Raw genomic sequence first — 23,077 nt, forward strand, 5'->3', positions numbered from 1 at the left:
TCGATTGAAAGTGTTGTGATCGACACAAATCCTGTGGGAGCGGGCTTGCCCGCGAAGGGGCCTTTAATCCAAACCGAATTTTTTGAGCCTGTAACGCATCGACCGAAACGACAAATTCAGCCGCTGAGCCGCCGCCGTGCGGTTCCAGCGGGTTTCCTCCAGGGCCTGGAGAATGAGTTTGCGTTCGACGTTGTCGAGATAGTCTTCCAGATTGTCGATCTGCGTCAGGTCCGGCACTCCACTGTCTGCGGTGCAGTTGCCTTCGGTCAGTCGCAGGTCGCTGGCTTCGATCTGCTTGTTTTCGCACAAGGTGTGAGCCCGTTCGAGCATGTTCTCCAGTTCCCGCACGTTGCCCGGAAAGCGATAGCTCTTCAGCGATTCAAGGGCTTGCGGGTGGAGCTTCGTGGCGGGCTGGCCGCTGCCGGCTGCCAGACGTTTGAGGACATAAGTAGCCAACGATTCGATGTCGTCGCGGCGTTCGCGCAAGGGCGGAACCCGTAGTTCGATGACGTTGAGTCGGTAGTACAAATCCTGGCGAAAGCGTTCGGCGGCGACTTCGGCGGCGAGGTCTTTGTGGGTGGCGCAGAGGATACGCACATCGACCACGGTTTCCTGTTGCCCGCCCACGCTGCGAACGGCTTTTTCCTGGATCGCCCGCAACAGTTTGACCTGCATCGCCAGCGGTAAATCAGCCACTTCGTCGAGGAACAGCGTGCCGCCATGGGCTGCCTGGAACAGCCCGGGTTTGTCTTCGATGGCGCCGCTGAAGCTGCCTTTGCGATGCCCGAAAAATTCGCTCTCCATCAGTTCCGACGGGATCGCACCGCAGTTCACCGGGATAAACGGCTGGTTGGCGCGCGACCCTTGTTCATGGATCAGCCGAGCGACCAATTCCTTGCCGCTGCCGGATTCGCCGCTGATGTACACCGGCGCCTGACTGCGGGCCAGCTTGTCGATTTGTTTACGCAAATTGCGCATGGGCAACGAGTCGCCCAGCAAACGACGATCGACGGTGGCGCCCGGCGCGGGCATGCGCAGTGCGCTGGTGACCAGTTCGCGCAGGCGGGTGAGGTCCACCGGTTTGGTCAGAAAGTCGAAAGCACCGGCCTTGAGCGCGTTGATTGCCGTTTCGAGGCTGCCATAAGCGGTGATCATGGCCACCGGCAGTTGGGGGTAGCGTTGCTGAATGTGTTGCACCAGCTCAAGGCCGGTGCCGTCCGGCAGGCGCATGTCGGTCAGGCACAGCTCGAACGTTTCGCGCTTTAATAGCGCCTGGGCTTCGTCAAGGTTGCGGGCGCTGAAGGTGTCGAGTTTCATTCGTCCCAGGGTAATTTCCAGGAGTTCGCGGATATCCGGTTCGTCGTCGACTATCAGGACTTTTTGCTGTGGGCTTATGTTCAACGTTGTTTCCGTCCGTGAGCAAAAGTGATGCGAAAGCAGCCGCCGCCTTGGCGTGGTTTGAAGTCTAGGCGGGCCTGGTTGCTTTCGCACAGTTCACGGGACAGATAAAGCCCGAGGCCTGTGCCTTGGGCGCTGGTGGTAAAGAACGGTTCGAACAGATGCACTTGCTGATCCGGCGCCACGCCGGGGCCATCGTCCAGCACCTCGATGATCGGCAGCTGGGTGTCGGAGTCGATGAACAAATCAAGCCAGACCTGCGCCTGATCGTGGTTTTGAGCGCTGTGGCGCCAGGCGTTGCGCATCAGATTGTCGAGAACCTGGGTCAGTTGGTTGGGATCCATCAGGGTTTTGAAGTCGCCTGAACCGATACGCAGGTGAATCTGCTGGCGTTCGAACGCCCCTTCCCGGACATCGGCGACCAACTGCTCCAGCCACGGCTTCAAATCGAGTCGTTGCGGCACGGTTTTCTGGCGGCGGGACAGTTGCAGGACGTTTTCGATAACCCGATTCATGCGCTGAGAGTGATCTTGAATAATCTGGGTCAGACGTCGGTCCGCGCTGTTCAGTTCCTCTGATTCCTGCAATAGCTGAGCGGCATGACTAATGGCGCCCAGTGGATTGCGTATTTCGTGGGCGATGCCCGCGGTCAGGCGGCCAAGGGCGGCGAGTTTCAGTTGTTGCGCCTGCTGGGCGATTTGCGCGAGGTCTTCAAGAAAGACCAGGGTTTGGTGGTGTGGGCTTTGGTCCAGGTAAATGAAGCTCGGTTGCAATTCCAGGCCGCTGCTGGTGACTTTCAGGCTTTTGGGGCGCAGCGTCGGATTGTTCAGCCACAGGTGCAGGCGTTCGACGAGAGTGGGGGAGCAGTCGTCGATCCGTTGGCCCTCAAGGTTGTCCCGGCCCAGCAGGGCCCGGGCACTGTGATTGGCCAGTCGCACTCGGCGTTGGTCGTCGAGCACGAGGATGCCGGTGCGCATGCGCTGCAGGATCAACGCATTAAGGGCTTCAAGGCCCATGACTTCACTGGCCCGTTGTTCGGCGAGGGTTTCGCTGACCTCCACACGCTCGATCAGCCCTTGCACCAGCAAGGCCGCGGCAAAACACAGCGCGCCGAGCGTGCCGGCTTGCAGGTAATCGTTAGGGCTGGCGTGATGGCTGAAGCTCAGGAGAAAACTCAGCCCGACGATGCCAAGTGCGCCAACGGCGGCAATCAACAGGCCGATACGACTTCGCAACAAGGCATTGCTGATGGCCACCGATACAATCAGCAGGTTGCCGATGGCGCTGGCGACACCGCCGGCGGCATAGAACAAGCCACACAGGAGCAGGACATCGATCAGGGACAGGCTGAACAGCTGCGCGGGACGACGGGGGGTCTCAAGGAAGACCACCAGCAGAATGTTCAGCACCAGGTACAACCAACTGCAACTGCGCAGCAGATCGTCATTGGAAAATGTCAGCAACTGGTTGTCCAGGTCGCTGGAGATCAACAGCACCAGGGTGATGCCGACAGTTAAACGGTAGAGATGATAAAGGCGCAGCAGTCGCTGAGCCTGTTTGCTGCCGCGACTGGACGTCTCAGCGATCACTGGTGCCCGGGCCTTGCTCAAGGTGAGCCTGGCTGCAATACCACTGTTGTTGAAGGCTCAGCGCGCGGTCGCGGGGCAGGTGGACGCCACAATGGGCGCAACGGACCATGGGCGCGGCTTCCAGTTCGGCAGAGGACTTGGGCACGGAAGCCTGGCCCTTGAACTTGCGCCAGAACCATACCGCAGCGGCAATCAGGGCGATCCAGAACAATAAACGAAGCATGGTGAGCTGCTTTATGACGAGTGATTCTGCAGTTTAGCCAAGGACATGTCCGGCGCACAGCGTAATCACCGTTAAACCTCGGTAGGAGCGAGCTTGCTCGCGAAGGACGTCAACGATAACGCGTGCTGTCTGAATGAACGCGTCGTCTGGACGTTTTTCGCGAGCAATCGAGCGTCGACCGGCTGCTCCTACAGGGGCCACGTATATCAGTCGAACACGCCGAAGGTCATGTAGCTGAACCACGAGCGGTCGCTGTTGTTGGCTTCGGACTCGTGTTCCTCTTCTTCGATCACGTCGCCATTTCCATCTTTAGGCTTGAGATCGTTCGGAATCGCGTCTTTGGCGTCCTGGAATTGCTTCTGTACGTCCTGGTTGGCGCGGGTTTCGCCCGGCGGCAGCGGTGGACGGGATTCGATCAGGCCCAGGGTGGCCTTGCTCAGCCACGAACGGTTGTCGGCTTCAGCCACCGACGGCACGAACTGACCGTCCACCAGGGTTGGGTGGTTCGGGTAGTTGAGCTTCAGGGTTTCGAGGCTGGTGGCCGCCAGGTCGTCAAGGTGCAGACGCTGGTAGGCTTCGGTCATTATCGCCAGGCCGTCACCCACCGATGGGGTTTCCTGGAAGTTTTCCACCACATAACGACCACGGTTCGCGGCCGCGACGTAGGCCTGACGGGTCAAGTAGTAGTCGGCAACGTGAATCTCGTAGGCCGCCAGCAGGTTGCGCAGGTAAATCATGCGCTGCTTGGCGTCCGGCGAGTAGCGGCTGTTCGGGAAGCGGCTGGTCAGCTGGGCGAACTCGTTGTAGGAGTCGCGGGCAGCGCCCGGGTCACGCTTGGTCAAGTCCAGCGGCAGGAAACGCGACAGCAGGCCGACGTCCTGGTCGAAAGACGTCAGACCCTTGAGGTAGTAGGCGTAATCCACGTTCGGATGCTGTGGGTGCAAACGAATGAAACGCTCGGCGGCAGACTTCGCAGCCTCTGGCTCGGTGTTCTTGTAGTTGGCGTAGATGAGCTCGAGTTGAGCCTGATCGGCGTAGCGGCCGAACGGATAACGCGACTCCAGCGCCTTCAGCTTGGCTGTGGCGGCGGTGTAGCTATTGTTGTCCAGATCGTGCTGAGCCTGCTGGTACAGCTCGACTTCGCTCAGGTTTTCGTCTACGACTTCCTTCGATGAGCAAGCAGCGGTCAATGCGAGGATGGCGATCAGCAGCAGGTGTTTCACTTGCATGGCGGCTTGCGTCCCTATGACGGCCGCTGTCTTGGGCGGGGCCGTCCTGTTATGATGAGCGCCCCGTTGAATAGCCTCGGGGCAAAAGACGCCGTATTTAACCACAAGCGCGCAGCCGAAACCAAAGGCTGTGCCGACGCCTAGTCCGAGCATGTCCGATAAAATTGAACTTCGCGCAGAGGTGCCGTCCGAATTGGGCGGCCAACGCCTCGATCAAGTCGCCGCACAATTATTCGCTGAGCACTCGCGCTCGCGCCTTTCCGCCTGGATCAAAGACGGCCGCCTGACTGTGGATGGGGCGGTAATCCGCCCGCGAGACATCGTTCACGGTGGCGCCATTCTTGAGCTGACTGCCGAGCAGGAAGCTCAGGGCGAATGGATCGCTCAGGACATCGAGCTGGACATCGTCTATGAAGATGACGACATCCTCGTGATCAACAAGCCTGCGGGCCTGGTGGTGCACCCGGCTGCCGGTCACGCTGACGGCACCTTGCTCAACGCCTTGCTGCACCACGTGCCGGACATTATCAATGTGCCCCGCGCCGGTATCGTGCATCGCCTGGACAAGGACACCACCGGTCTGATGGTGGTGGCCAAGACCATTCAGGCGCAGACGCAGCTGGTTACACAGTTGCAGAGCCGCAGCGTCAGCCGCATCTACGAATGCATCGTGATTGGCGTGGTGACCGCCGGCGGCAAGATCAACGCGCCGATCGGTCGTCACGGCCAGCAACGCCAGCGCATGGCCGTGATGGAAGGTGGCAAGCAAGCCGTCAGTCATTACCGCGTGCTCGAGCGTTTCCGCTCCCACACTCACGTGCGGGTGAAGTTGGAAACCGGTCGTACCCACCAGATTCGGGTGCACATGGCGCACATCAACTACCCGTTGGTCGGAGATCCTGCCTACGGCGGTCGTTTCCGTATCCCGCCAGCCGCCAGCCAGACCATGGTCGATTCCTTGAAGACGTTCCCGCGTCAGGCCCTGCATGCGCGATTCCTGGAGCTGGATCACCCGACCACCGGTAAACGCATGAGCTGGGAATCGCCACTGCCGGACGACTTCGTCTGGTTGCTGACGTTGCTCAAGCAAGACCGCGAGGCGTTCATCGGATGAGTGACTGGCTGATTCCCGACTGGCCTGCGCCTGCCGGGGTGAAAGCCTGCGTGACCACCCGTGCGGGCGGCGTCAGTCTGGCGCCGTTCGACAGCCTCAACCTCGGCGATCACGTCGACGACAGCCCCGACGCTGTTGCCGAAAACCGCCGTCGCCTCACCGATCATTTCTCTATTCAGCCGGCCTGGTTGAAGCAGGTGCACGGCATTGTCGTGGCTCATGCGGACCCAAGTCTTGTGGCCACCGCCGACGCCAGTTGGACGGCAACGCCCGGTATTGCCTGCGCGGCGATGACGGCGGATTGCCTGCCTGCGTTGTTCTGCGACCGTGCCGGCACTCGCGTCGCAGCGGCTCATGCCGGTTGGCGCGGGCTGGCGGCGGGTGTGCTCGAAGCGACGCTCGACGCGCTGGCCGTGCCACCGGAAGACGTACTGGTCTGGCTCGGTCCGGCGATCGGCCCGCAAGCCTTTGAAGTCGGCCCGGAAGTGCGCGAAACCTTCGTCGAGCAACTGCCTGAAGCCGCTAAAGCCTTCACACCGAGTCAGAACGTCGGCAAGTTCATGGCCGACATTTATGAGTTGGCGCGCTTACGGCTGGCCGCTCGCGGTGTCACCGCTGTTTACGGTGGCGGTTTCTGCACCGTGACCGATCCACGCTTCTTTTCTTACCGTCGCAGCCCGAGAACCGGTCGGTTCGCCTCCCTTGTCTGGTTATAGTGCCCTGTCTCATGAAGCCTGTTCCTTTTTGACGGCGTCTGTTGCCGTCATGCTGCGTTGCCGCTCCTCGCCATAGCGAGCTATGACTCGTCGCGGCGCCTTGTCTGACGACAACAGCCACTCGTCAAAAGAGGAACGTCTTCGTGAGACAGGGCACACGCTAGACTCCCCTGATCTGCATCAGCGTCACGACGCTTGAAACTCCCAGAATCGACCACATCTATAGCGGTATCTGGCAGGTTTCTTCATTCAGGATGTTTTATAGGTCCGGCCTGCTCAAAAAGGAAGGTGACCCATGCGTATAGACCGTTTAACCAGCAAATTGCAGTTAGCTCTATCCGACGCTCAATCGCTGGCCGTCGGCCTTGACCATCCCGGCATTGAGCCGGCGCACTTGATGCAGGCCATGCTTGAGCAACAGGGTGGTTCGATCAAACCCCTGCTGATGCAGGTCGGTTTCGACGTCAACAGCCTGCGTAAAGAGCTGACCAAAGAGCTCGACCAATTACCGAAAATCCAGAATCCGACCGGCGACGTCAACATGTCGCAGGACTTGGCGCGTCTGCTCAACCAGGCCGATCGTCTGGCTCAGCAGAAAGGCGACCAGTTCATTTCCAGTGAGCTGGTGTTGCTCGCCGCCATGGACGAGAACAGCAAACTCGGCAAATTGTTGCTCGGCCAGGGTGTGAGCAAGAAAGCCCTGGAAAACGCGATCAACAACCTGCGCGGTGGCGAGGCGGTCAATGACGCCAACCACGAAGAGTCGCGTCAGGCGCTGGATAAATACACCGTCGACCTGACCAAGCGCGCCGAAGACGGCAAGCTCGATCCGGTGATCGGCCGTGATGACGAAATTCGCCGGACGATTCAGGTGCTGCAACGCCGCACTAAAAACAACCCGGTGCTGATCGGTGAACCTGGCGTGGGTAAAACCGCCATCGCCGAAGGCCTGGCCCAGCGCATCATCAACGGCGAAGTGCCGGATGGCTTGAAAGGCAAGCGCCTGTTGTCCCTGGACATGGGTGCGCTGATTGCCGGTGCCAAGTATCGAGGCGAGTTCGAAGAGCGCCTGAAATCCCTGCTCAACGAACTGTCGAAGCAGGAAGGGCAGATCATTCTGTTCATCGACGAACTGCACACCATGGTCGGCGCCGGTAAGGGCGAAGGCTCGATGGATGCCGGCAACATGCTCAAGCCTGCGTTGGCTCGCGGCGAGCTGCACTGCGTCGGCGCGACCACGCTCAACGAGTACCGCCAATATATAGAGAAGGACGCGGCGCTCGAGCGACGCTTCCAGAAAGTGTTGGTGGATGAGCCGAGCGAAGAAGACACCATCGCGATCCTGCGTGGCCTGAAAGAGCGTTATGAAGTTCACCACAAAGTGGCGATCACCGACGGCGCGATCATCGCTGCCGCCAAGCTCAGTCATCGCTACATTACTGATCGTCAGTTGCCGGACAAGGCCATCGACCTGATCGACGAAGCCGCCAGCCGCATCCGCATGGAGATCGATTCCAAGCCGGAAGTGCTGGACCGTCTTGAGCGTCGTCTGATTCAGCTGAAGGTGGAATCCCAGGCGCTGAAGAAAGAAAGCGACGAAGCGGCGATCAAACGCCTGGAAAAACTCCAGGAAGAAATCGTTCGTCTCGAGCGCGAGTATTCGGACCTCGAAGAAATCTGGAACTCGGAAAAAGCCGAAGTCCAGGGTTCTGCGCAGATCCAGCAGAAAATCGAACAGTCCCGCCAGGAACTGGAAGCTGCGCGCCGTAAAGGCGACCTGAACCGCATGGCCGAGCTGCAATACGGGGTGATCCCGGACCTGGAGCGCAGCCTGCAAATGGTTGACCAGCACGGCAAAAGCGAAAACCAGTTGCTGCGCAGCAAGGTGACCGAAGAAGAGATTGCTGAAGTCGTGTCGAAGTGGACCGGCATCCCCGTGTCGAAAATGCTCGAAGGCGAGCGCGACAAGCTGATGAGAATGGAAAGCCTGTTGCACCAACGTGTGATCGGCCAGGACGAAGCGGTGATCGCTGTTTCCAACGCGGTGCGGCGTTCGCGAGCCGGATTGTCCGACCCGAATCGTCCAAGCGGTTCGTTCATGTTCCTCGGCCCGACCGGTGTCGGTAAAACCGAGCTGTGCAAGGCATTGGCCGAATTCCTCTTTGATACCGAAGAGGCGATGGTGCGGATCGACATGTCCGAGTTCATGGAGAAACACTCCGTGGCTCGACTGATCGGCGCGCCACCAGGCTACGTAGGTTATGAGGAGGGCGGTTACCTGACCGAGGCGGTGCGTCGCAAGCCTTATTCGGTGATCCTGCTGGATGAGGTCGAGAAGGCCCACCCGGACGTCTTCAACATCTTGCTGCAAGTGCTGGAAGATGGCCGCCTGACCGACAGCCATGGCCGTACGGTGGATTTCAAGAACACCGTGATCGTCATGACGTCCAACCTGGGCTCGGTACAGATCCAGGAACTGGTCGGTGATCGTGAAGCTCAGCGCGCGGCGGTGATGGATGCGATATCCACGCACTTCCGGCCGGAGTTCATTAACCGGGTCGACGAAGTGGTGATCTTCGAGCCATTGGCTCGGGATCAGATCGCGGGCATTACCGAGATCCAGTTGGGTCGTCTGCGCAGTCGCCTGACCGAGCGGGAACTGAAGCTGGAACTCAGCCCTGAGGCCATGGACAAGCTGATTGCGGTGGGTTACGACCCGGTGTACGGCGCACGGCCACTCAAACGAGCGATCCAGCGCTGGATCGAAAACCCGCTGGCGCAGCTGATTCTGTCGGGTCGCTTCATGCCTGGCGATACCGCCAAGGGTGTCGTGGAAAACGACGAAATCGTCTTCGTCTGATCCACTGTTGTAGGAGCGAGCTTGCTCGCGATGGTCGTTAACGATAACGCGTAGTTTCTGGAAAAACGCGGTGTCATTGAGCGTTTCGCGAGCGAGCTCGCTCCTACACAATCCATAACTGAACAGCAGGCCTCGCATTGCGAGGCCTTTTTTTCGTCAGGTTGTTGAACTGAAAGGAAAAGGCTTGTAAAGTGCGCCCCGCAGTAAGTCACCCGGAAGGGTTTCTGCTCCCCAAGCAGAAATCTGAAATAAGTTGCAAATCATTAACTTGAATGCAATTTAGGGGGTTGACAGAGGTGCTTAAGATTGTAGAATAGCGCGCCTCAGACACACGAACGCAGCGATGCGAACGGGTCGAAGAGGTGAAGCAAGCTTCACAGTTGTAAATTGAAATACGTAGTTCCGTGATAGCTCAGTCGGTAGAGCAAATGACTGTTAATCATTGGGTCCCAGGTTCGAGTCCTGGTCACGGAGCCAATTTCAAACCGGGGTATAGCGCAGTCCGGTAGCGCGCCTGCTTTGGGAGCAGGATGTCAGGAGTTCGAATCCCCTTACCCCGACCATTTTTGGGTCGTTAGCTCAGTTGGTAGAGCAGTTGGCTTTTAACCAATTGGTCGTAGGTTCGAATCCCACACGACCCACCATTTTTGAAACCAGTTAACGCTGGGATCAGATCTTAAGATCAGAGGCCAAAAGCACTGATCGAAGAGGGCGACTTGTGAAGGTCGCCTTTTTTTTACCGGGGTATAGCGCAGTCCGGTAGCGCGCCTGCTTTGGGAGCAGGATGTCAGGAGTTCGAATCCCCTTACCCCGACCATATTAAAAATCCTCGTATCGAAAGATACGGGGATTTTTTTTGCCTTTGAGAACGTCGAATCCCTTCAAGGCATCATACAACTAGCCGATAACGAGCTGTCGAAGCTGGCCAATGCTTTGCAGGGCATGGTGCAACGCTTTCGGGTATAAATCCGCCAGACAAAAAAAGCCGCGCTTTTCGATGGAAAAGCGCGGCTTTGTTTTTGCAGGCTTAGGCGCCGTCTTGGTCTTTCAGGTGCTCGAACAGGCCTTTTGGCATTTTCTTGCCGTTGGCTTCGAAGTTGGCTTTCACGTTGTCGTAAGCCTCTTGCTCGTCGATGAAGCCGTCGTGGTTGGTGTCGATCTTGTCGAAATTGGACTTCGGCGCGACTTTCTGGAATTCAGCGCGGGACACCTTGCCGTCACCGTCGGTGTCGGTTTTTGCCATCGACGCATCACCACACTTGCCTTCGCCACATTTGCCTTCAGGGGTTTTCACCACCTGTTCGGCCGAGGCCAGCAGGTAGCCTTGGGTCAGAGGCTGCGAAGCGAAAACCGAGCCGGTCAACATCATGCCGCCAGCGAGTACAGCGCCGAGCAAACCGATAGTGTTTTTGGTGGTACGGGACATTTCAAATCTCCTGGGTTGCACGACACAACCGTTCGATAAAGGACGCCACGTAAGTGCGGCGATAACCGTAGCTGGCGGGGTGCCTTGCTCGGATGTGGCCATTTAACGGTCGGGGTGTATCGCTACTGTGTCGCGCAAGGGGAGAGTTTGTAAGCGAAGGGGCGAAATCGGGGGGGAGATACAGTGAGACACAGATCTCCAAACCAGTGGAGATCAAATGTGGGAGCGGGCTTGCTCCCACACTAGACCGCGTTAGTGCAGCTTGAGGCGCGGCTCGGTCCCGCGTCCGATCTTGCTGCCCAACATCAACATCGCCGTGCGGAACGCGCCATACAGCGCCATCTGGTGCATGCGGTACAGCGACACATAAAACATCCGCGCCAGCCAGCCCTCGAGCATCACGCTGCCGGTCAGGTTGCCCATCAAGTTACCCACAGCCGAAAAACGTGACAGCGAAATCAGCGAGCCGTAGTCGGTGTATTTGTACACAGGCAACGGCTTGCCTTCGATCCGCAGCTTCAACGATTTGGCCAGCAATGACGCCTGTTGATGCGCAGCCTGGGCGCGCGGCGGCACATTGCGATCGGTGCCTGGCTGCGGACAGGCCGCGCAGTCACCGAAGGCGAAGATATTTTCGTCGCGGGTGGTTTGCAGGGTCGGCAGCACTTGCAGCTGGTTGATCCGGTTGGTTTCCAGGCCGTCGATGTCCTTGAGGAAACCCGGCGCACGAATGCCGGCGGCCCAGACCTTGAGGCTGGCGTTGATCACTTTGCCATCGGCGGTGATCAGGCTGTCGGCGGTCACTTCGCTGACCGCCGCATTGGTCATGACGTTGACCCCGAGTTTCTCCAGGGTTTTATGCACAGGGCCGCCGATCCGTTCCGGCAACGCTGGTAGCACCCGTGGACCGGCTTCGATCAGGGTGATGTGCATGTTCTCCGGTTTGATCCGGTCCAGACCATAAGCCGCCAGCTCATGCGCGGCGTTGTGCAGTTCGGCGGCCAGCTCGACACCCGTGGCACCGGCGCCGACGATCGCCACACTGATCTGCTGCACCGCATCCGTTTGCCCGGCGTGAGCGCGCAAATAATGGTTGAGCAGTTGCTGGTGGAAACGCTCGGCCTGTTTGCGGGTGTCGAGGAACAGGCAATGCTGCGCCGCGCCCTGGGTGCCGAAATCGTTGGTGGTGCTGCCGACGGCGATCACCAGCGAGTCGTATGGCACTTCACGCGCCGGCACCAATTCCAGGCCGGCTTCGTCGTACGTGGCGGCCAGCTGGATTTTCTTCTGCGCGCGATCAAGCCCGCTCATGCGCCCCAGCTGAAACTCGAAATGGTTCCATTTCGCCTGGGCGACATAGTTGAGTTCGTCTTCGGAAGAGTTCAAAGACCCGGCCGCCACTTCGTGCAACAGCGGTTTCCAGATGTGGGTCAGGTTCGCGTCGACCAGCATGACACTGGCCGTGCCGCGCTTGCCCAGAGTCTTACCCAGACGGGTAGCCAACTCCAGACCGCCGGCGCCGCCGCCAACGATGACAATACGATGAGTCATGGGGATATCTCGCAAGGCTAAAAGAAATCGGTGCAATTACCCGAGCGAGCGCGAAGCAGCTCATAGCGTCAGGTAACTGATAAGTCGGCTCAACAGGCCCAGACCAATGGTCACTGCCAGCACCACCACCAGGAGCATCCACGGCCGGAAAGGCCGGCGCTCGACTCGGTGCTGGGACAGGTGCAGGTACTCTTCGACATGCTTCTGGTCGTCGGGGTTCAGGCGGCTGGTCATATCGTGCCTCGTCAGGGGTAGACGTTGCTGAATGTGTAGAAGCTACAGGCGAGTTTTAGCTTGCGTTGAACGGAGCATAGCCGCTGGCCGGAATGGGTTCGACACTGACCGTATCGTCCAGGCGAATGATCCCACTTTGTAACACTCGGGCGGTGATTCCACCATGTCCGCGAACGGCCTGAAAGGTCCCCGGGCCGAGGTTGCGTTGCAGACGCGCGCAGGGCTGGCACCAACCCGTGGTTTCGAAAATGGCCTGGCCGATCCTGAAGCGTCGGCCCTTGAGGCTGAACAGGTTTATACCGCTGATAACGAGGTTGCGTCGTAAATCATCAGGCAAGACTGGCTTGTCTTCCGCACGCCCCATCAGCGAACTGATCACCGCCAGATGCTCCCATTGAATCAACGTCACTTGCCGTGCATTGCGTACGCCGGGGCGGGCGCGATCACCGGTCAAGCCGGCCTCAAGCCGTGCTTCCACCGCTTCCAGTTCGATCATTGGCACGTGAGGCTCTGGCCGCACGCCGATCCAGCGGACGCGACCCTGTTGCGGCACTTCGGCAATCAATTCCTGCAACGGGCTCACAGGCTGATTCCGACGTCGAAGAGGATGCTGCGCCCCAGGTTGCTGCGCAGAAAGTCCGGTGCATCCGGATGGGCAAACAGCACACGGGCGAACGTCGGACCGACCAGCGACAGCGAGCGCCAGCCCTGACGCAAGTATTCGGTGGGCGGCGGGAAATGGCTGTTGAGGTCGAGCACTTCGCGCTTGAGGCTGGCGAAGGCGATGATGTCCAGCTCACCCAAATCCATGCCGCGTTCTTTGTAGTTGTGGGCTTTTTTGCGCAAGGTCGGCGCCAGTCTCAGCAGGAATTCATTGGCCGGAATGCGTTTGGGCTTGGCCTCACGGCGCACCAGCGAACTCAGGGAAAAGGCACTGCGCCGCCGCTGCAGCTCATCGCGCCACTCATCATTGAGGCGCCGGCCCTCGTCGAGCACGAAAAACACTTCGAAATTCGCATCGCGAAACAAAACGTCCGGCGGCTCCCCGGCGGGGGCGAATTCGTCGACGCGGTAAGGAATGTTCAGGCCTTGCAGCAGGCGCTGGCACACCCAACGCTCACGCTCCCATTTGCGGGCATTGGAGAGGAATGCGTTGGCCTGCTCGGCCGCAATGGTCAGCAGGCGTAAATAATCTGAGTCATCCATAGGCCCAAGCTTAGCGTTCAAATGCGACAAGCAGAAAGTGTTGAACAGTAAACAGCGTATCTGGGCACCCGGAAAGGGCGGTGTAGACTGATGGCCATTATGTGCCGGCGTACAAACGAGGAGTGGAACGTGAAATATTGGCCCGTGTTGTTGTTGAGTCTTCTGCCGCTCTGCGCACAGGCGCTGGAAGCAGGTGAGCGCTTGGCCCCCTGGACCTTGCTTGACCAATTCGATCAGGCTTACAGCCTCGACAACCAGACTCGAACATTGCTGGTGGCGCGCAGCATGGACGCCGCCAAACTGGTCAAAGCTGCACTTCAAGACCAACCCAAGGGTTATCTGGAGGCCCGGCACGTTGTATTTGTCGCCGACATTCAGCGCATGCCAGCGCTGATCGCAAAAATGTTCGCCGTGCCGGCCATGCGCGATTATTCCTACCGCGTGATGCTCGATCGTGATGGTCGTGTCGTGCCGCGTTATCCCGGTTCTGTGGATAATGTGCTGTGGCTGCAGCTCCAGGACGGCCAATTGGTTGAGCAGCACGAATACGCCACTGCCGCGCAGTTGCGTGAGGCGCTGGAGAAGGCGCGCCCATGATCGGCGCAGAGTTGCTGTCACCGCAGTCGTTGATAGTCGGCTGGTTGATTTATGTGCCAGTGATTTTATGGGCGATCTGCCGTGTGCCCTGGGTCGAGTTGTTTACCGATAGCCGCCGCCAGCACCTGTTGTTCGGCACGGTGTTCGCGCTGTTCATGCTGTGGCTGGTACGCCGGGATTTCGACACCGGCGTGTCCTATCACTTCATCGGCATGACCGCAGTGACCCTGCTGCTGGACTGGCCGCTGGCGATCGTCGGCGGACTGGTCGCACAAACCGGACTTGTGCTGCTCGGCCGTCAGGACATGGTCGCAATGGGGGTAAACGGTGCATTGTTGATTCTGCTGCCCGTGCTGGTCACCGAATGCTGCGCAATCCTGGTGGAGCGAGCGCAGCCGCGTAATCCCTTCGTGTATATCTTCGTTTCCGGTTTCTTTGCAGCGGCGCTGTCGGCACTGCTGTGCCTGCTGCTGGCGCTCTGGTTGCTGTGGTTCGACGAGCTGTTCGCCATGCCCTATTGGCTGGAAGATTTTGTCGGTTACCTGTGGCTGATCATTTTTCCAGAGGCGTTCATCAACGGCATGGTGGTCAGCGCGTTGGTGGTGTTCTCCCCGGAATGGCTGGAAACCTTCAACCGCACGCGCTATCTGTCGGCGCCCTGGAAGGACGACGATCCCAAGTCTTGATCCCTTTCAAATCCGCCAAATACTGACGATCCCATCCTCTGTTTCCAGAGTTTCAATCAAGCAGCTGATCAATCAAAACCGCGTTGGTATAGATCAAGCTGCCATCGCTCGCTCGGTGCCCGACCAAATGGAACTGACCACGCTCGTGGTGCAAATAGACGCGCATCTGGCAGTCGGACAAGGGGCCGTATCCCTCTGGCAAGATCAACTCCAAGGTGCTCATGTCGACATCGACCATGGCTTCACGCTCATGGGTCGTCTGCAGGCGTTCTTCAGCTTGCTCCAGACTCAGATGGAGAGGGCCATCGACGTAAAGATGGACTTCACCTATTGGGGTGGACTTTTGGTCGGGGCTGGTTTTGCACCAGCCTTCGATCGTCAGGTTACTCATGACGATGCCTCCGTCGTGGACTGCTGGATTCTGTGGCTCTTGTCTCTTCTCAATGCCATCACTTAGGCAGGGTTCGTCTTTTGGGGCCGCTTCAGGCCGATCTCTGCCGTCCGTAATCTGAAATTGAGTATAGCTGGCAACCGGGTCTCGCTTGCCGACCTCACGGCACAACCCGATGGCACTATACTTTTTACTGACTTTGCCACCACGGGTGGTACTTGTCTGCCCTGCCTGGGCGTCAGTGGCGATGCTTTTGCATAACCAATGAGCAACAGGAATAGGATGGAGAGAAAATGGCAATAGCAATTATCTTGATACTAATCGTTATTGCATCAGTGCTCTTCCATATACTTGCGCCTTGGCATGCAACACCGGCAGCTTCCAACTGGGGATCGATAGACACCACGCTGTTCATCACCCTGATCATTAGCGGAATATTTTTCATCGCTATCACGGTATTTATGGCGGTAGCCGTGATGCGTTATCGTCACAAGGAGGGTGCCAGGGCGCACTACCAGCCAGAAAGTAAAAAGTTGGAATTCTGGTTGATTGTAGTTACCTCGATCGGTATTGCCGCGATGTTGGCGCCAGGTCTGGTTGTTTACAATGATTTCATCCGGGTGCCGAAAGATGCTTATGAACTTGAAGTGGTCGCCCAGCAGTGGCAGTGGGCCTTTCGTTTTCCCGGCAAAGACGGAAAGCTGGGCAAGTCGGAAATCAAGTTAGTTGATTCCGTAAACCCCTTCGGCATTGATCCCAAGGACCCTGCCGGGCAGGACGATGTGCTTGTAAAAAATAATGAAGTCAGACTTCCGCTGGATCGACCGGTAAAAGTTTTACTGCGTTCTAAAGACGTGTTGCACAATTTCTATGTACCGCAAATTCGCAGCAAGATGGATATGGTGCCAGGGATGGTGTCGTACTTTTGGTTTACACCGACTAAAACCGGGAAGTATGAAGTCCTTTGCGCTGAATTTTGTGGCGTAGGTCATTACAACATGCGCGGCCAGATGATCGTGGAAGAGCAGGGCGCCTTCGATCAATGGCTGAACAGCCAACCGACTTTTGCGCAGACATTAACGACAGCTGCCAGGCCCAGTCGGGACAGCGTGCTGGAAAAAGGCCGCCAGTTGGCCGAAAAATACGGCTGCGGTGCCTGCCATAGCCAGGATGGCAGTACCAGTCTCGGCCCGGGATGGAAGGGATTGTACGGTCGCACTGAACAGCTTGCCGATGGCACCAGCGTGCAGGTCGATGAGGCCTACCTGAAAGAGTCGATCCTCGCTCCGCAGGCCCGCCTGGTACAAGGCTACCCGCCGGTCATGGTGGCCTATACTCTCAATGACGATGAACTGGGTGCACTCGTCGCCTTGATCAAATCACTGAGCGGTGCACCGCAAGACAATGAAGTTCCTGCCGGCGGAGCGTCGGGTTCAGGTGAAGACTTGGTGGCGCAGGGACAACAGCTGGCCCAGTCGCTCGGTTGTCTGGCCTGCCACAGTGTCGATGGCAACAAGGGCGTCGGCCCCACCTGGCAGGGCCTGTATGGCACGACAGTAACCCTTGCCGACGGTACGAGCATCAAGGCCGATGAGGGCTATTTAAAGGAATCGGTTCTTAATCCCGGTGCCAAAATCGTCAAGGGCTATGCAGCCCTCATGCCGGCCTTGACGCCGAGCGATAAGGAATTGGACGCGCTGATCGCTTTTATCAAATCCAAAGCGAATGCCGATGCTGATTCGAGCAAGGCGGAGACAGGAAAGTAGCCGTAAAGCAGCCAGGAATGCACTGAAACTTCGACAGGAGGATGACGTGATGGCCTATGCGGAGCAAGCCGAAACAGAAGCACTGCATGAACCCAAAAGTTTCTTGACCAAATACATCTGGAGTCAGGACCACAAGGTCATAGCCATTCAATATTCCTTGACGGCTCTGTTCGTGGGTCTTATCGCCGTGGTGTTGTCCGGCTTGATGCGCATGCAGATAGGCTTTCCCGGCAGTTTGGCGTTCATGGACGCCAGTGCTTACTATCAGGCAATGACCATGCACGGCATGATCATGGTCATTTACTTGCTGACGGCCTTGTTTCTCGGTGGCTTCGGCAACTATCTGATCCCGTTGATGGTGGGCGCCCGCGACATGGTCTTCCCCTACGTCAACATGCTGAGTTACTGGACCTATCTGCTAGCGGTACTGGTGTTGCTCGCCGGTTTTTTTGTCCCTGGCGGCCCCACCGGTTCGGGCTGGACGCTCTATCCGCCACAGTCCATTACTCAGGGGACACCGGGGACTGAGTGGGGCATCGTATTGATGCTCGTCTCTCTGGCGATTTTTATTGTCGCAACCACCATGGGCGGGTTGAACTACGTCACCACGGTGTTGCAGGCGCGTACGCACGGCATGACATTGTTTCGCATGCCGCTTTCCGTATGGGGCATCTTCATGGCCTCGATCATGGCCTTGCTGGCTTTCCCTGCGTTGTTTGTCAGTGCGGTCATGATGCTGTTCGACAAGCTGTTGGGCACCAGTTTCTTTATGCCGGCGATGATCTCGCTGGGGCAGCAGCTCGATCACCAAGGTGGCAGCCCCATATTGTTCCAGCATCTGTTCTGGTTCTTCGGCCACCCGGAAGTCTATATCGTTGCTCTCCCCGCGTTCGGTCTGGTCTCCGACCTGATCAGCACGCATGCACGTAAAAATATCTTCGGCTACCGAATGATGGTGTGGGCCATTATTGCGATTGGCGTACTCAGCTTTGTGGTCTGGGCGCACCATATGTATGTCAGCGGGATGAACCCGTACTTTGGCTTTTTCTTCGCCGTCACCACCTTGATCATCGCGGTGCCGACCGCTCTGAAAGTCTACAACTGGGTCCTGACCCTGTGGCGGGGCGACATCCATCTGACCGTGCCGATGCTGTTTGCCCTGGCCTTTATCGTCACCTTCCTCGTGGGCGGTCTGACCGGATTGTTTCTCGGCAATGTGATTGTGGATATTCCGCTCTCGGACACCTACTTTGTCGTCGCCCATTTTCATATGGTCATGGGTGTCGCACCGGTACTGGTGGTGTTCGGCGGCATTTATCATTGGTTCCCGAAAGTTACCGGGCGCATGTTGAACGACACCCTCGGCAAGTTGCATTTCTGGATTACCTTTCTGGGCACCTACACCATCTTCTTCCCCATGCACTATCTGGGTTTCCAGGGCATGCCACGCCGCTACTACGCCTATGAAAACTACGCATTCATTCCGCAGTCGGCGCAAGAGTTGAATGCCTTCATTACGGTGGTCGCATTGATCGTCGGCGTTTCCCAGCTGCTGTTCCTGTTCAACCTGGCCTGGAGTGTTTTCAAAGGCAAACCCGCGGGCAGTAATCCCTGGGGCGCGGCCAGTCTGGAATGGCAAACGCCGAACACTCCGCCGATACACGGTAACTGGGGAGAGAAGCTGCCGGTCGTGCATCGCTGGGCCTATGACTACAGTGTGCCGGGGATTGAACAGGATTTCGTTCCGCAAACGGTCTCCGCCGAGGAGTTGGAGCAACTGCGGCAACTCAGTGCCGGAACCAGGATAGCGGACGTTAAAACATGAACAGACTGCTATTAAGAAACGCCGATGGCGCTGACCCCGGTGGCAGTTGGAATCGCGATCCTGAAGGTATTCAGTCCGCCGAGGGTGCCAATAGAAACCAAATCGCCAAAACAGGCCTGCGCTTGTTTCTGGCCGTGGTGAGCTCGTTATTCTTTCTCTTCCTGATCGCCTTTATCGCCCGCTCACAAATGGCCGACTGGCTGCCCCTGACAGAGCCCTTGGCGCCGCTGGCCAATCCATGGCAACTCTGGCTGAATTCGTCTTTTCTAGTGTTCAGTTGCATCGCACTGCAGTGGTCGCGCATGGCCGCCCGACAGGCTCGACTGGGCGCAACGGTCATTGGTTTTGCATTGGGGGGCGTATTTGCCATTGCCTTTCTGGTGGGGCAACTCTGGGTCTGGCAGCAGTTTGTCGCCTGGGGCTACTTTGTCGCCAGCAATCCGGCCAACAGTTTCTTCTACCTGTTGACCGGCCTGCATGGGCTCCACCTGCTGGGCGGGCTGATAGCCTGGAGCATAATCGTCGCTAAATTCCTGCATCGCGTGCCGTTGCCGCAACTCAGCGCCAGCGTAGAGCTCTGTGCCATCTATTGGCATTACTTGCTGGGTCTTTGGTTCGTGCTATTCGCGCTGCTGACCAGCACGCCGCAAACCTATGAAGCCATCGCCAGATTCTGCGGCCTGAGGTGAAAAGCCATGGCATCGCATCCACAAGCCCCCAGCGAGTCCGGCGCATCCAATCCACCAGGCTCGCCGCCTGCACCGGGATGGGAGGGCATTGCCAGCGACTGGTCCTCGGATAAAGACGCTTTCAAGCAGGTCCCCTGGGGCAAGGCGATGATGTGGATATTCCTGCTCAGCGATACTTTCATATTCACCTGTTTTTTAACCGGCTACATGTCGGTACGCATGACCATCACCGACCTCTGGCCGAACCCCAGTGAAGTGTTTGCATTGACGATCGGCGGTAGAGAAATCCCGCTTATTCTGATCGCCATCATGACCTTTGTGCTGATCAGTAGCAGCGGCACGATGGCCATGGCAGTCAATTTCGCCTATCGCCGTGATCGCGCGAAAACCACTGCCCTGATGCTGGCGACCGCTGCCTTGGGTGTGACCTTCGTCGGCATGCAGGCATTTGAATGGAGCAAGCTCATCGCAGAAGGGGTGCGTCCTTGGGGGAACCCCATGGGGGCGGCGCAATTTGGTGCCAGCTTTTTCATGATTACCGGTTTCCACGGACTGCATGTGTCAATCGGTGCCATCTACCTCAGCATTGTGGCGATGAAAGTAATGCGGGGAGATTATGAGCGCTCCGGAAACTATCAGAACGTCGAGATAGCCGGGCTTTACTGGCACTTCGTGGATTTGGTGTGGGTGTTTATTTTTGCTTTCTTCTATTTGTGGTAGAGGAGCACTGATGATGGCGCATGCTCAAGGTCAGCAACATCCAATCAGTTTGTACCTTAAAATCTGGGGGCTGTTATTCGTCCTCAGCACGCTGTCGTATCTTGTCGACTATTTCCACTTTCACGGCTACCTCAGGTGGACCCTGATTATCACTTTCATGTTGCTGAAGGCAGGTTTGATTGTCTCCATCTTCATGCATATGGCCTGGGAACGGTTGGCCATGGTCTACGCCATATTGGTTCCGCCGTTGTGTTTACTGGTGCTCGTCGGACTGATGGCCACCGAGGCGGACTATGTGTTCCTCAGCCGGGTCATTTTCTTCGGCCAATAGGTAACTTCCGGATGGCCTTGAGCCTCCGGGGCTACCCCGTAATAAATGGCTTTATATCGTTCGCTTGAACTGATGCCATCTGTGCAGCCAGGCTACTGTCCAGTGGGGGGCTGCCGTTCCTGTGCCGGCGATCGTCAGCTTTGGATGATGTTGGATTACCCGTTCCAATGCTGATTCCTGACTCGGCTCAACATCCACGAAGAAGACATGTTTGCCCATATCTACCATCTGTTTGAAATTGCGGAAGTGAGCGTTCGGCACCTGGATACCAAACAAGCCGCCTTCCCAGATGGAGAAGCCCAATATAACAACGGCAAGGAAGATAAAAGGCACCCAGCCTGCAGCGGATTCGGTCCAGCCCATCCAATAGGCGCCGCCCAGCACCAGCGCCGCGAGTGGCACACCAACCACTGCACCAATCTCGCCAGAGTGAACGACATCTTGTTTCATCAACGAGTTAACCTCGTGGAGATGATGTTCTTCAACGTCAGCCACTTTTTCACTGAGCACATGAATTTGTTCGGTATCGATGCCGTTGGCTTCCAGTTCATTTTCAACGGCTTCAAGATCGTCGAGATTGTCACTGATGTAATAGTGTCGGTTCATGCCGCACCTCCCATCTCGTGTTTGCTGTAGACCTCCTTTGTCAGCAGCCGTTAACTGAGATTAGCCATCGCTATTGTTGCCGTGGGAACGTTGCACACTTCATGCAATTCGAAAGAAGTATAGCACTCGCTAGCATGCTGGTAGGGGGCGTGTCAAGATCCTGAAGGAGGCGTCAGGGCCTGGCCACCTGGTCGATTTCTGGTACAAGTCACGCCCCTGACGATCGGGATCAGTGACGCGGGTCGAAATCGCCGCTGAACAATTCGTCCTCGGCATCCGGGGCCACTGGAATCTTGTGCTCTTCCGATGCCCATGCGCCCAGGTCGATCAGTTTGCAACGATCCGAACAGAACGGCCGGTTGACGTTGCTGGCGACCCATTCGACAGGAGCACCGCAGGTTGGGCAATTGACGGTTGGAATCTGGCTCATGACTGGCCTCCACGCAAAGTTAGGTAATAGTGATGCAGGCGTTCGACCTCGCTGTGCAGCCAGGCGAGGTCGCGGTCGTTGACCACCACCTCGTTGGCATGGCTCACGCGATCCTGGCGGCTGGATTGCGCCTTGAGGATCGCCTGAACCTGCTGTTCGCTGGTCTGGTCACGCTGCAGGGTGCGTTCGATCTGTAGCTGTTCGGGCGCATCGATCACCAGCACTCGCTGGGTCATGGCGTACTGGCCGGACTCGATCAGCAGCGGCGAAACCAGAATCGCGTAAGGTGATTTTGCCAGCGCCAGATGATGGGCGATTTCTTCGGCGATCAGCGGATGCAGCAAGGCTTCCAGCCAGCGGCGTTCATCCGGCACTTCGAAGATCAGTTTGCGCAACGCCGCACGATCCAGTTGACCGTCGGCCTGCAATACGCCGGGGCCGAAATGTTCGGCGATCTGCGCCAGCGCCGGGCGGCCCGGTTCCACTACCCAGCGCGCCGCATGATCGGCATCGACCACGTGCACGCCCAGGTCGATGAAGTGCTGGGCGGCCGCGCTTTTGCCGCTGCCGATGCCGCCGGTCAGGCCGAGAATCCAGGGTTTTTCCACAGGGGTATTCATTTCAAACCGACAAACTGCCAATAGAAGCCGGTTATTTGACCACCCCAGAGCAACGCAATCCAGCCGGCAATCGCCAGATAGGGACCGAAGGGGATCGGCGTCGAGGTTTTCGCGTTGCGCAGGCTCAGCAAAATCACGCCGATAACGGCACCGACCAGGGACGACAAGAGAAGGGTCAGCGGCAAAATCTGCCAGCCACCCCAGGCGCCCAGCATGGCCAACAGCTTGAAATCGCCGTGACCGATGCCGTCCTTGCCGGTGATCAGCTTGAACAGCCAGAACACCGACCACAGCGCCATGTAGCCAGAAATTGCGCCCCACAGTGCCTCAGTCAACGGCACGAACAACTCGAAGCTGTTGACGATCAGTCCCAGCCACAGCAGCGGCAGCACCAGTACATCCGGCAACAGTTGATGCTCGGCGTCGATCAGGCTCATGGACAACAGGCCCCAACTCAGCACCAACGCCATCACGGACTGCCACCCGAAACCGAAATGCCAGGCGATGAACGCCGACAGCAGGCCGCAGGCCAGTTCGGTCAACGGGTAGCGTTTGCTGATGGGCGTTGCGCAGCTTGAGCATCGTCCACGTAAAAACACATAACTGAGCACCGGGATATTTTCCCAGGCGCGGATCCGGTGCCCACAGTGCGGGCACTGGGAGTGGGGCAGCATCAGGTTGTAGGTCGGAAGCGGTGTTTCGCCAGGCAAACCGAGAATTTCATAGGCCTGCAGTCGCCACTCGCGCGCGAGCATTTTCGGCAGGCGCCAGATCACCACGTTGAGGAAGCTGCCGACCAGCAAGCCGATCACCAGCGCAATGACGACAAACACCAGCGGGTACAGGGTCAGGATTTCGTTCAAGGGCATA

General features: G+C 57.8%; 24 protein-coding genes and 4 tRNA genes. 14 read left to right on the forward strand and 14 right to left on the reverse strand.

What is annotated here, in order from left to right; genetic code table 11:
• Positions 1-63: 63 nt before the first annotated feature.
• From ACYZTL_RS19815 to ACYZTL_RS19830, 4 genes are all read right to left on the reverse strand, one after another.
• Positions 64-1,401, reverse strand: a complete 1,338-nt coding sequence (locus tag ACYZTL_RS19815; protein ID WP_461953177.1) for a sigma-54-dependent transcriptional regulator — start codon at positions 1,399-1,401, stop codon at positions 64-66.
• On the reverse strand, positions 1,398-2,987 hold the full coding sequence (locus ACYZTL_RS19820; protein WP_461953178.1) for an ATP-binding protein: 1,590 nt from the start codon (positions 2,985-2,987) through the stop codon (positions 1,398-1,400). The genes ACYZTL_RS19815 and ACYZTL_RS19820 overlap by 4 nt, the downstream gene beginning before the upstream one ends.
• Positions 2,977-3,210, reverse strand: coding sequence for a PP0621 family protein (locus ACYZTL_RS19825; protein ID WP_461953179.1), 234 nt, complete (start codon positions 3,208-3,210; stop codon positions 2,977-2,979). The genes ACYZTL_RS19820 and ACYZTL_RS19825 overlap by 11 nt, the downstream gene beginning before the upstream one ends.
• Before the next feature lie 206 nt (positions 3,211-3,416).
• Positions 3,417-4,439 carry an outer membrane protein assembly factor BamD gene (locus tag ACYZTL_RS19830; protein ID WP_461953180.1) on the reverse strand — a complete coding sequence of 341 codons (1,023 nt, stop codon included), beginning with the start codon at positions 4,437-4,439 and terminating at the stop codon, positions 3,417-3,419.
• A 151-nt stretch (positions 4,440-4,590) separates the two neighbouring features.
• On the opposite strand from ACYZTL_RS19830, the gene rluD reads away from it, so the two are divergent.
• From rluD to ACYZTL_RS19865, 7 genes are all read left to right on the forward strand, one after another.
• On the forward strand, positions 4,591-5,553 hold the full coding sequence (rluD, locus tag ACYZTL_RS19835; protein ID WP_008028788.1) for a 23S rRNA pseudouridine(1911/1915/1917) synthase RluD: 963 nt from the start codon (positions 4,591-4,593) through the stop codon (positions 5,551-5,553).
• Entirely contained in the window at positions 5,550-6,269 is a 720-nt protein-coding gene (gene pgeF, locus ACYZTL_RS19840; RefSeq protein WP_461953181.1) for a peptidoglycan editing factor PgeF, read from the forward strand. Before rluD ends, pgeF begins: the two co-directional genes overlap by 4 nt.
• A 295-nt stretch (positions 6,270-6,564) precedes the next feature.
• Positions 6,565-9,129 carry an ATP-dependent chaperone ClpB gene (gene clpB, locus ACYZTL_RS19845; protein WP_461953182.1) on the forward strand — a complete coding sequence of 855 codons (2,565 nt, stop codon included), beginning with the start codon at positions 6,565-6,567 and terminating at the stop codon, positions 9,127-9,129.
• A gap of 401 nt (positions 9,130-9,530) precedes the next feature.
• Positions 9,531-9,606, forward strand: a tRNA-Asn gene (locus ACYZTL_RS19850).
• Positions 9,607-9,615: 9 nt separating this feature from the next.
• A tRNA-Pro gene (locus ACYZTL_RS19855) sits at positions 9,616-9,692 on the forward strand.
• Between the two features lie 5 nt (positions 9,693-9,697).
• Positions 9,698-9,773: transfer RNA gene (locus ACYZTL_RS19860), tRNA-Lys, on the forward strand.
• A 96-nt stretch (positions 9,774-9,869) separates the two neighbouring features.
• Positions 9,870-9,946, forward strand: a tRNA-Pro gene (locus tag ACYZTL_RS19865).
• A gap of 210 nt (positions 9,947-10,156) precedes the next feature.
• On the opposite strand, the gene ACYZTL_RS19870 is transcribed toward ACYZTL_RS19865, so the two are convergent.
• From ACYZTL_RS19870 to ACYZTL_RS19890, 5 genes are all read right to left on the reverse strand, one after another.
• Positions 10,157-10,555 carry an HvfA family oxazolone/thioamide-modified RiPP metallophore gene (locus ACYZTL_RS19870; protein ID WP_461953183.1) on the reverse strand — a complete coding sequence of 133 codons (399 nt, stop codon included), beginning with the start codon at positions 10,553-10,555 and terminating at the stop codon, positions 10,157-10,159.
• A 252-nt stretch (positions 10,556-10,807) separates the two neighbouring features.
• Positions 10,808-12,106, reverse strand: coding sequence for an NAD(P)/FAD-dependent oxidoreductase (locus ACYZTL_RS19875; RefSeq protein WP_461953184.1), 1,299 nt, complete (start codon positions 12,104-12,106; stop codon positions 10,808-10,810).
• A 60-nt stretch (positions 12,107-12,166) separates the two neighbouring features.
• Positions 12,167-12,340, reverse strand: coding sequence for a DUF3094 domain-containing protein (locus tag ACYZTL_RS19880; RefSeq protein ID WP_032830895.1), 174 nt, complete (start codon positions 12,338-12,340; stop codon positions 12,167-12,169).
• A gap of 55 nt (positions 12,341-12,395) precedes the next feature.
• Positions 12,396-12,923 (reverse strand): MOSC domain-containing protein, encoded by a 528-nt coding sequence (locus ACYZTL_RS19885; RefSeq protein WP_461953185.1) that lies wholly within the window; start codon positions 12,921-12,923, stop codon positions 12,396-12,398.
• On the reverse strand, positions 12,920-13,546 hold the full coding sequence (locus tag ACYZTL_RS19890; RefSeq protein WP_461953186.1) for a DUF1780 domain-containing protein: 627 nt from the start codon (positions 13,544-13,546) through the stop codon (positions 12,920-12,922). The genes ACYZTL_RS19885 and ACYZTL_RS19890 overlap by 4 nt, the downstream gene beginning before the upstream one ends.
• A 129-nt stretch (positions 13,547-13,675) precedes the next feature.
• Between ACYZTL_RS19890 and ACYZTL_RS19895 the strand changes: the two genes are divergently transcribed.
• Together ACYZTL_RS19895 and ACYZTL_RS19900 are read left to right on the forward strand one after the other, a co-directional pair.
• Positions 13,676-14,143 (forward strand): FAD/FMN-containing dehydrogenase, encoded by a 468-nt coding sequence (locus ACYZTL_RS19895; protein ID WP_461953187.1) that lies wholly within the window; start codon positions 13,676-13,678, stop codon positions 14,141-14,143.
• Positions 14,140-14,829, forward strand: coding sequence for an energy-coupling factor ABC transporter permease (locus tag ACYZTL_RS19900; RefSeq protein WP_461953188.1), 690 nt, complete (start codon positions 14,140-14,142; stop codon positions 14,827-14,829). Before ACYZTL_RS19895 ends, ACYZTL_RS19900 begins: the two co-directional genes overlap by 4 nt.
• A 52-nt stretch (positions 14,830-14,881) precedes the next feature.
• On the opposite strand, the gene ACYZTL_RS19905 is transcribed toward ACYZTL_RS19900, so the two are convergent.
• Positions 14,882-15,220, reverse strand: coding sequence for a hypothetical protein (locus ACYZTL_RS19905; protein ID WP_461953189.1), 339 nt, complete (start codon positions 15,218-15,220; stop codon positions 14,882-14,884).
• A gap of 293 nt (positions 15,221-15,513) precedes the next feature.
• Here ACYZTL_RS19905 and ACYZTL_RS19910 point away from each other — a divergent pair, with 293 nt between their 5' ends.
• Genes ACYZTL_RS19910 through ACYZTL_RS19930 form a run of 5 tightly spaced genes read left to right on the forward strand, consistent with a single transcriptional unit; the run spans position 15,514 to position 20,551 of the window.
• Positions 15,514-16,986: a c-type cytochrome gene (locus ACYZTL_RS19910; protein WP_461953190.1), complete on the forward strand. Its 1,473-nt coding sequence runs from the start codon at positions 15,514-15,516 to the stop codon at positions 16,984-16,986.
• 49 nt (positions 16,987-17,035) lie between these two features.
• The gene (gene ctaD, locus ACYZTL_RS19915; RefSeq protein ID WP_461954339.1) at positions 17,036-18,811 is read left to right on the forward strand and encodes a cytochrome c oxidase subunit I; all 1,776 of its coding nucleotides are present in this window, start codon (positions 17,036-17,038) and stop codon (positions 18,809-18,811) included.
• The gene (locus tag ACYZTL_RS19920; protein WP_461953191.1) at positions 18,808-19,500 is read left to right on the forward strand and encodes a cytochrome c oxidase subunit 3; all 693 of its coding nucleotides are present in this window, start codon (positions 18,808-18,810) and stop codon (positions 19,498-19,500) included. The genes ctaD and ACYZTL_RS19920 overlap by 4 nt, the downstream gene beginning before the upstream one ends.
• Before the next feature lie 6 nt (positions 19,501-19,506).
• The gene (locus ACYZTL_RS19925; RefSeq protein ID WP_461953192.1) at positions 19,507-20,220 is read left to right on the forward strand and encodes a heme-copper oxidase subunit III family protein; all 714 of its coding nucleotides are present in this window, start codon (positions 19,507-19,509) and stop codon (positions 20,218-20,220) included.
• 13 nt (positions 20,221-20,233) lie between these two features.
• Positions 20,234-20,551 carry a cytochrome C oxidase subunit IV family protein gene (locus ACYZTL_RS19930; RefSeq protein ID WP_461954340.1) on the forward strand — a complete coding sequence of 106 codons (318 nt, stop codon included), beginning with the start codon at positions 20,234-20,236 and terminating at the stop codon, positions 20,549-20,551.
• A gap of 51 nt (positions 20,552-20,602) precedes the next feature.
• Here the strand turns inward: ACYZTL_RS19930 and ACYZTL_RS19935 are convergent, their stop codons facing one another.
• The 4 genes from ACYZTL_RS19935 to ACYZTL_RS19950 form a co-directional block, all read right to left on the reverse strand.
• Positions 20,603-21,157 carry a magnesium transporter gene (locus tag ACYZTL_RS19935; protein WP_461953193.1) on the reverse strand — a complete coding sequence of 185 codons (555 nt, stop codon included), beginning with the start codon at positions 21,155-21,157 and terminating at the stop codon, positions 20,603-20,605.
• 229 nt (positions 21,158-21,386) lie between these two features.
• Positions 21,387-21,587 carry a DNA gyrase inhibitor YacG gene (gene yacG, locus ACYZTL_RS19940; RefSeq protein WP_461953194.1) on the reverse strand — a complete coding sequence of 67 codons (201 nt, stop codon included), beginning with the start codon at positions 21,585-21,587 and terminating at the stop codon, positions 21,387-21,389.
• Positions 21,584-22,207 (reverse strand): dephospho-CoA kinase, encoded by a 624-nt coding sequence (gene coaE, locus ACYZTL_RS19945; RefSeq protein ID WP_461953195.1) that lies wholly within the window; start codon positions 22,205-22,207, stop codon positions 21,584-21,586. The genes yacG and coaE overlap by 4 nt, the downstream gene beginning before the upstream one ends.
• Positions 22,204-23,076, reverse strand: a complete 873-nt coding sequence (locus tag ACYZTL_RS19950; protein WP_461953196.1) for a prepilin peptidase — start codon at positions 23,074-23,076, stop codon at positions 22,204-22,206. The genes coaE and ACYZTL_RS19950 overlap by 4 nt, the downstream gene beginning before the upstream one ends.
• Position 23,077: the final 1 nt, after the last annotated feature.

This window comes from Pseudomonas sp. LB3P81, from assembly GCF_054897965.1.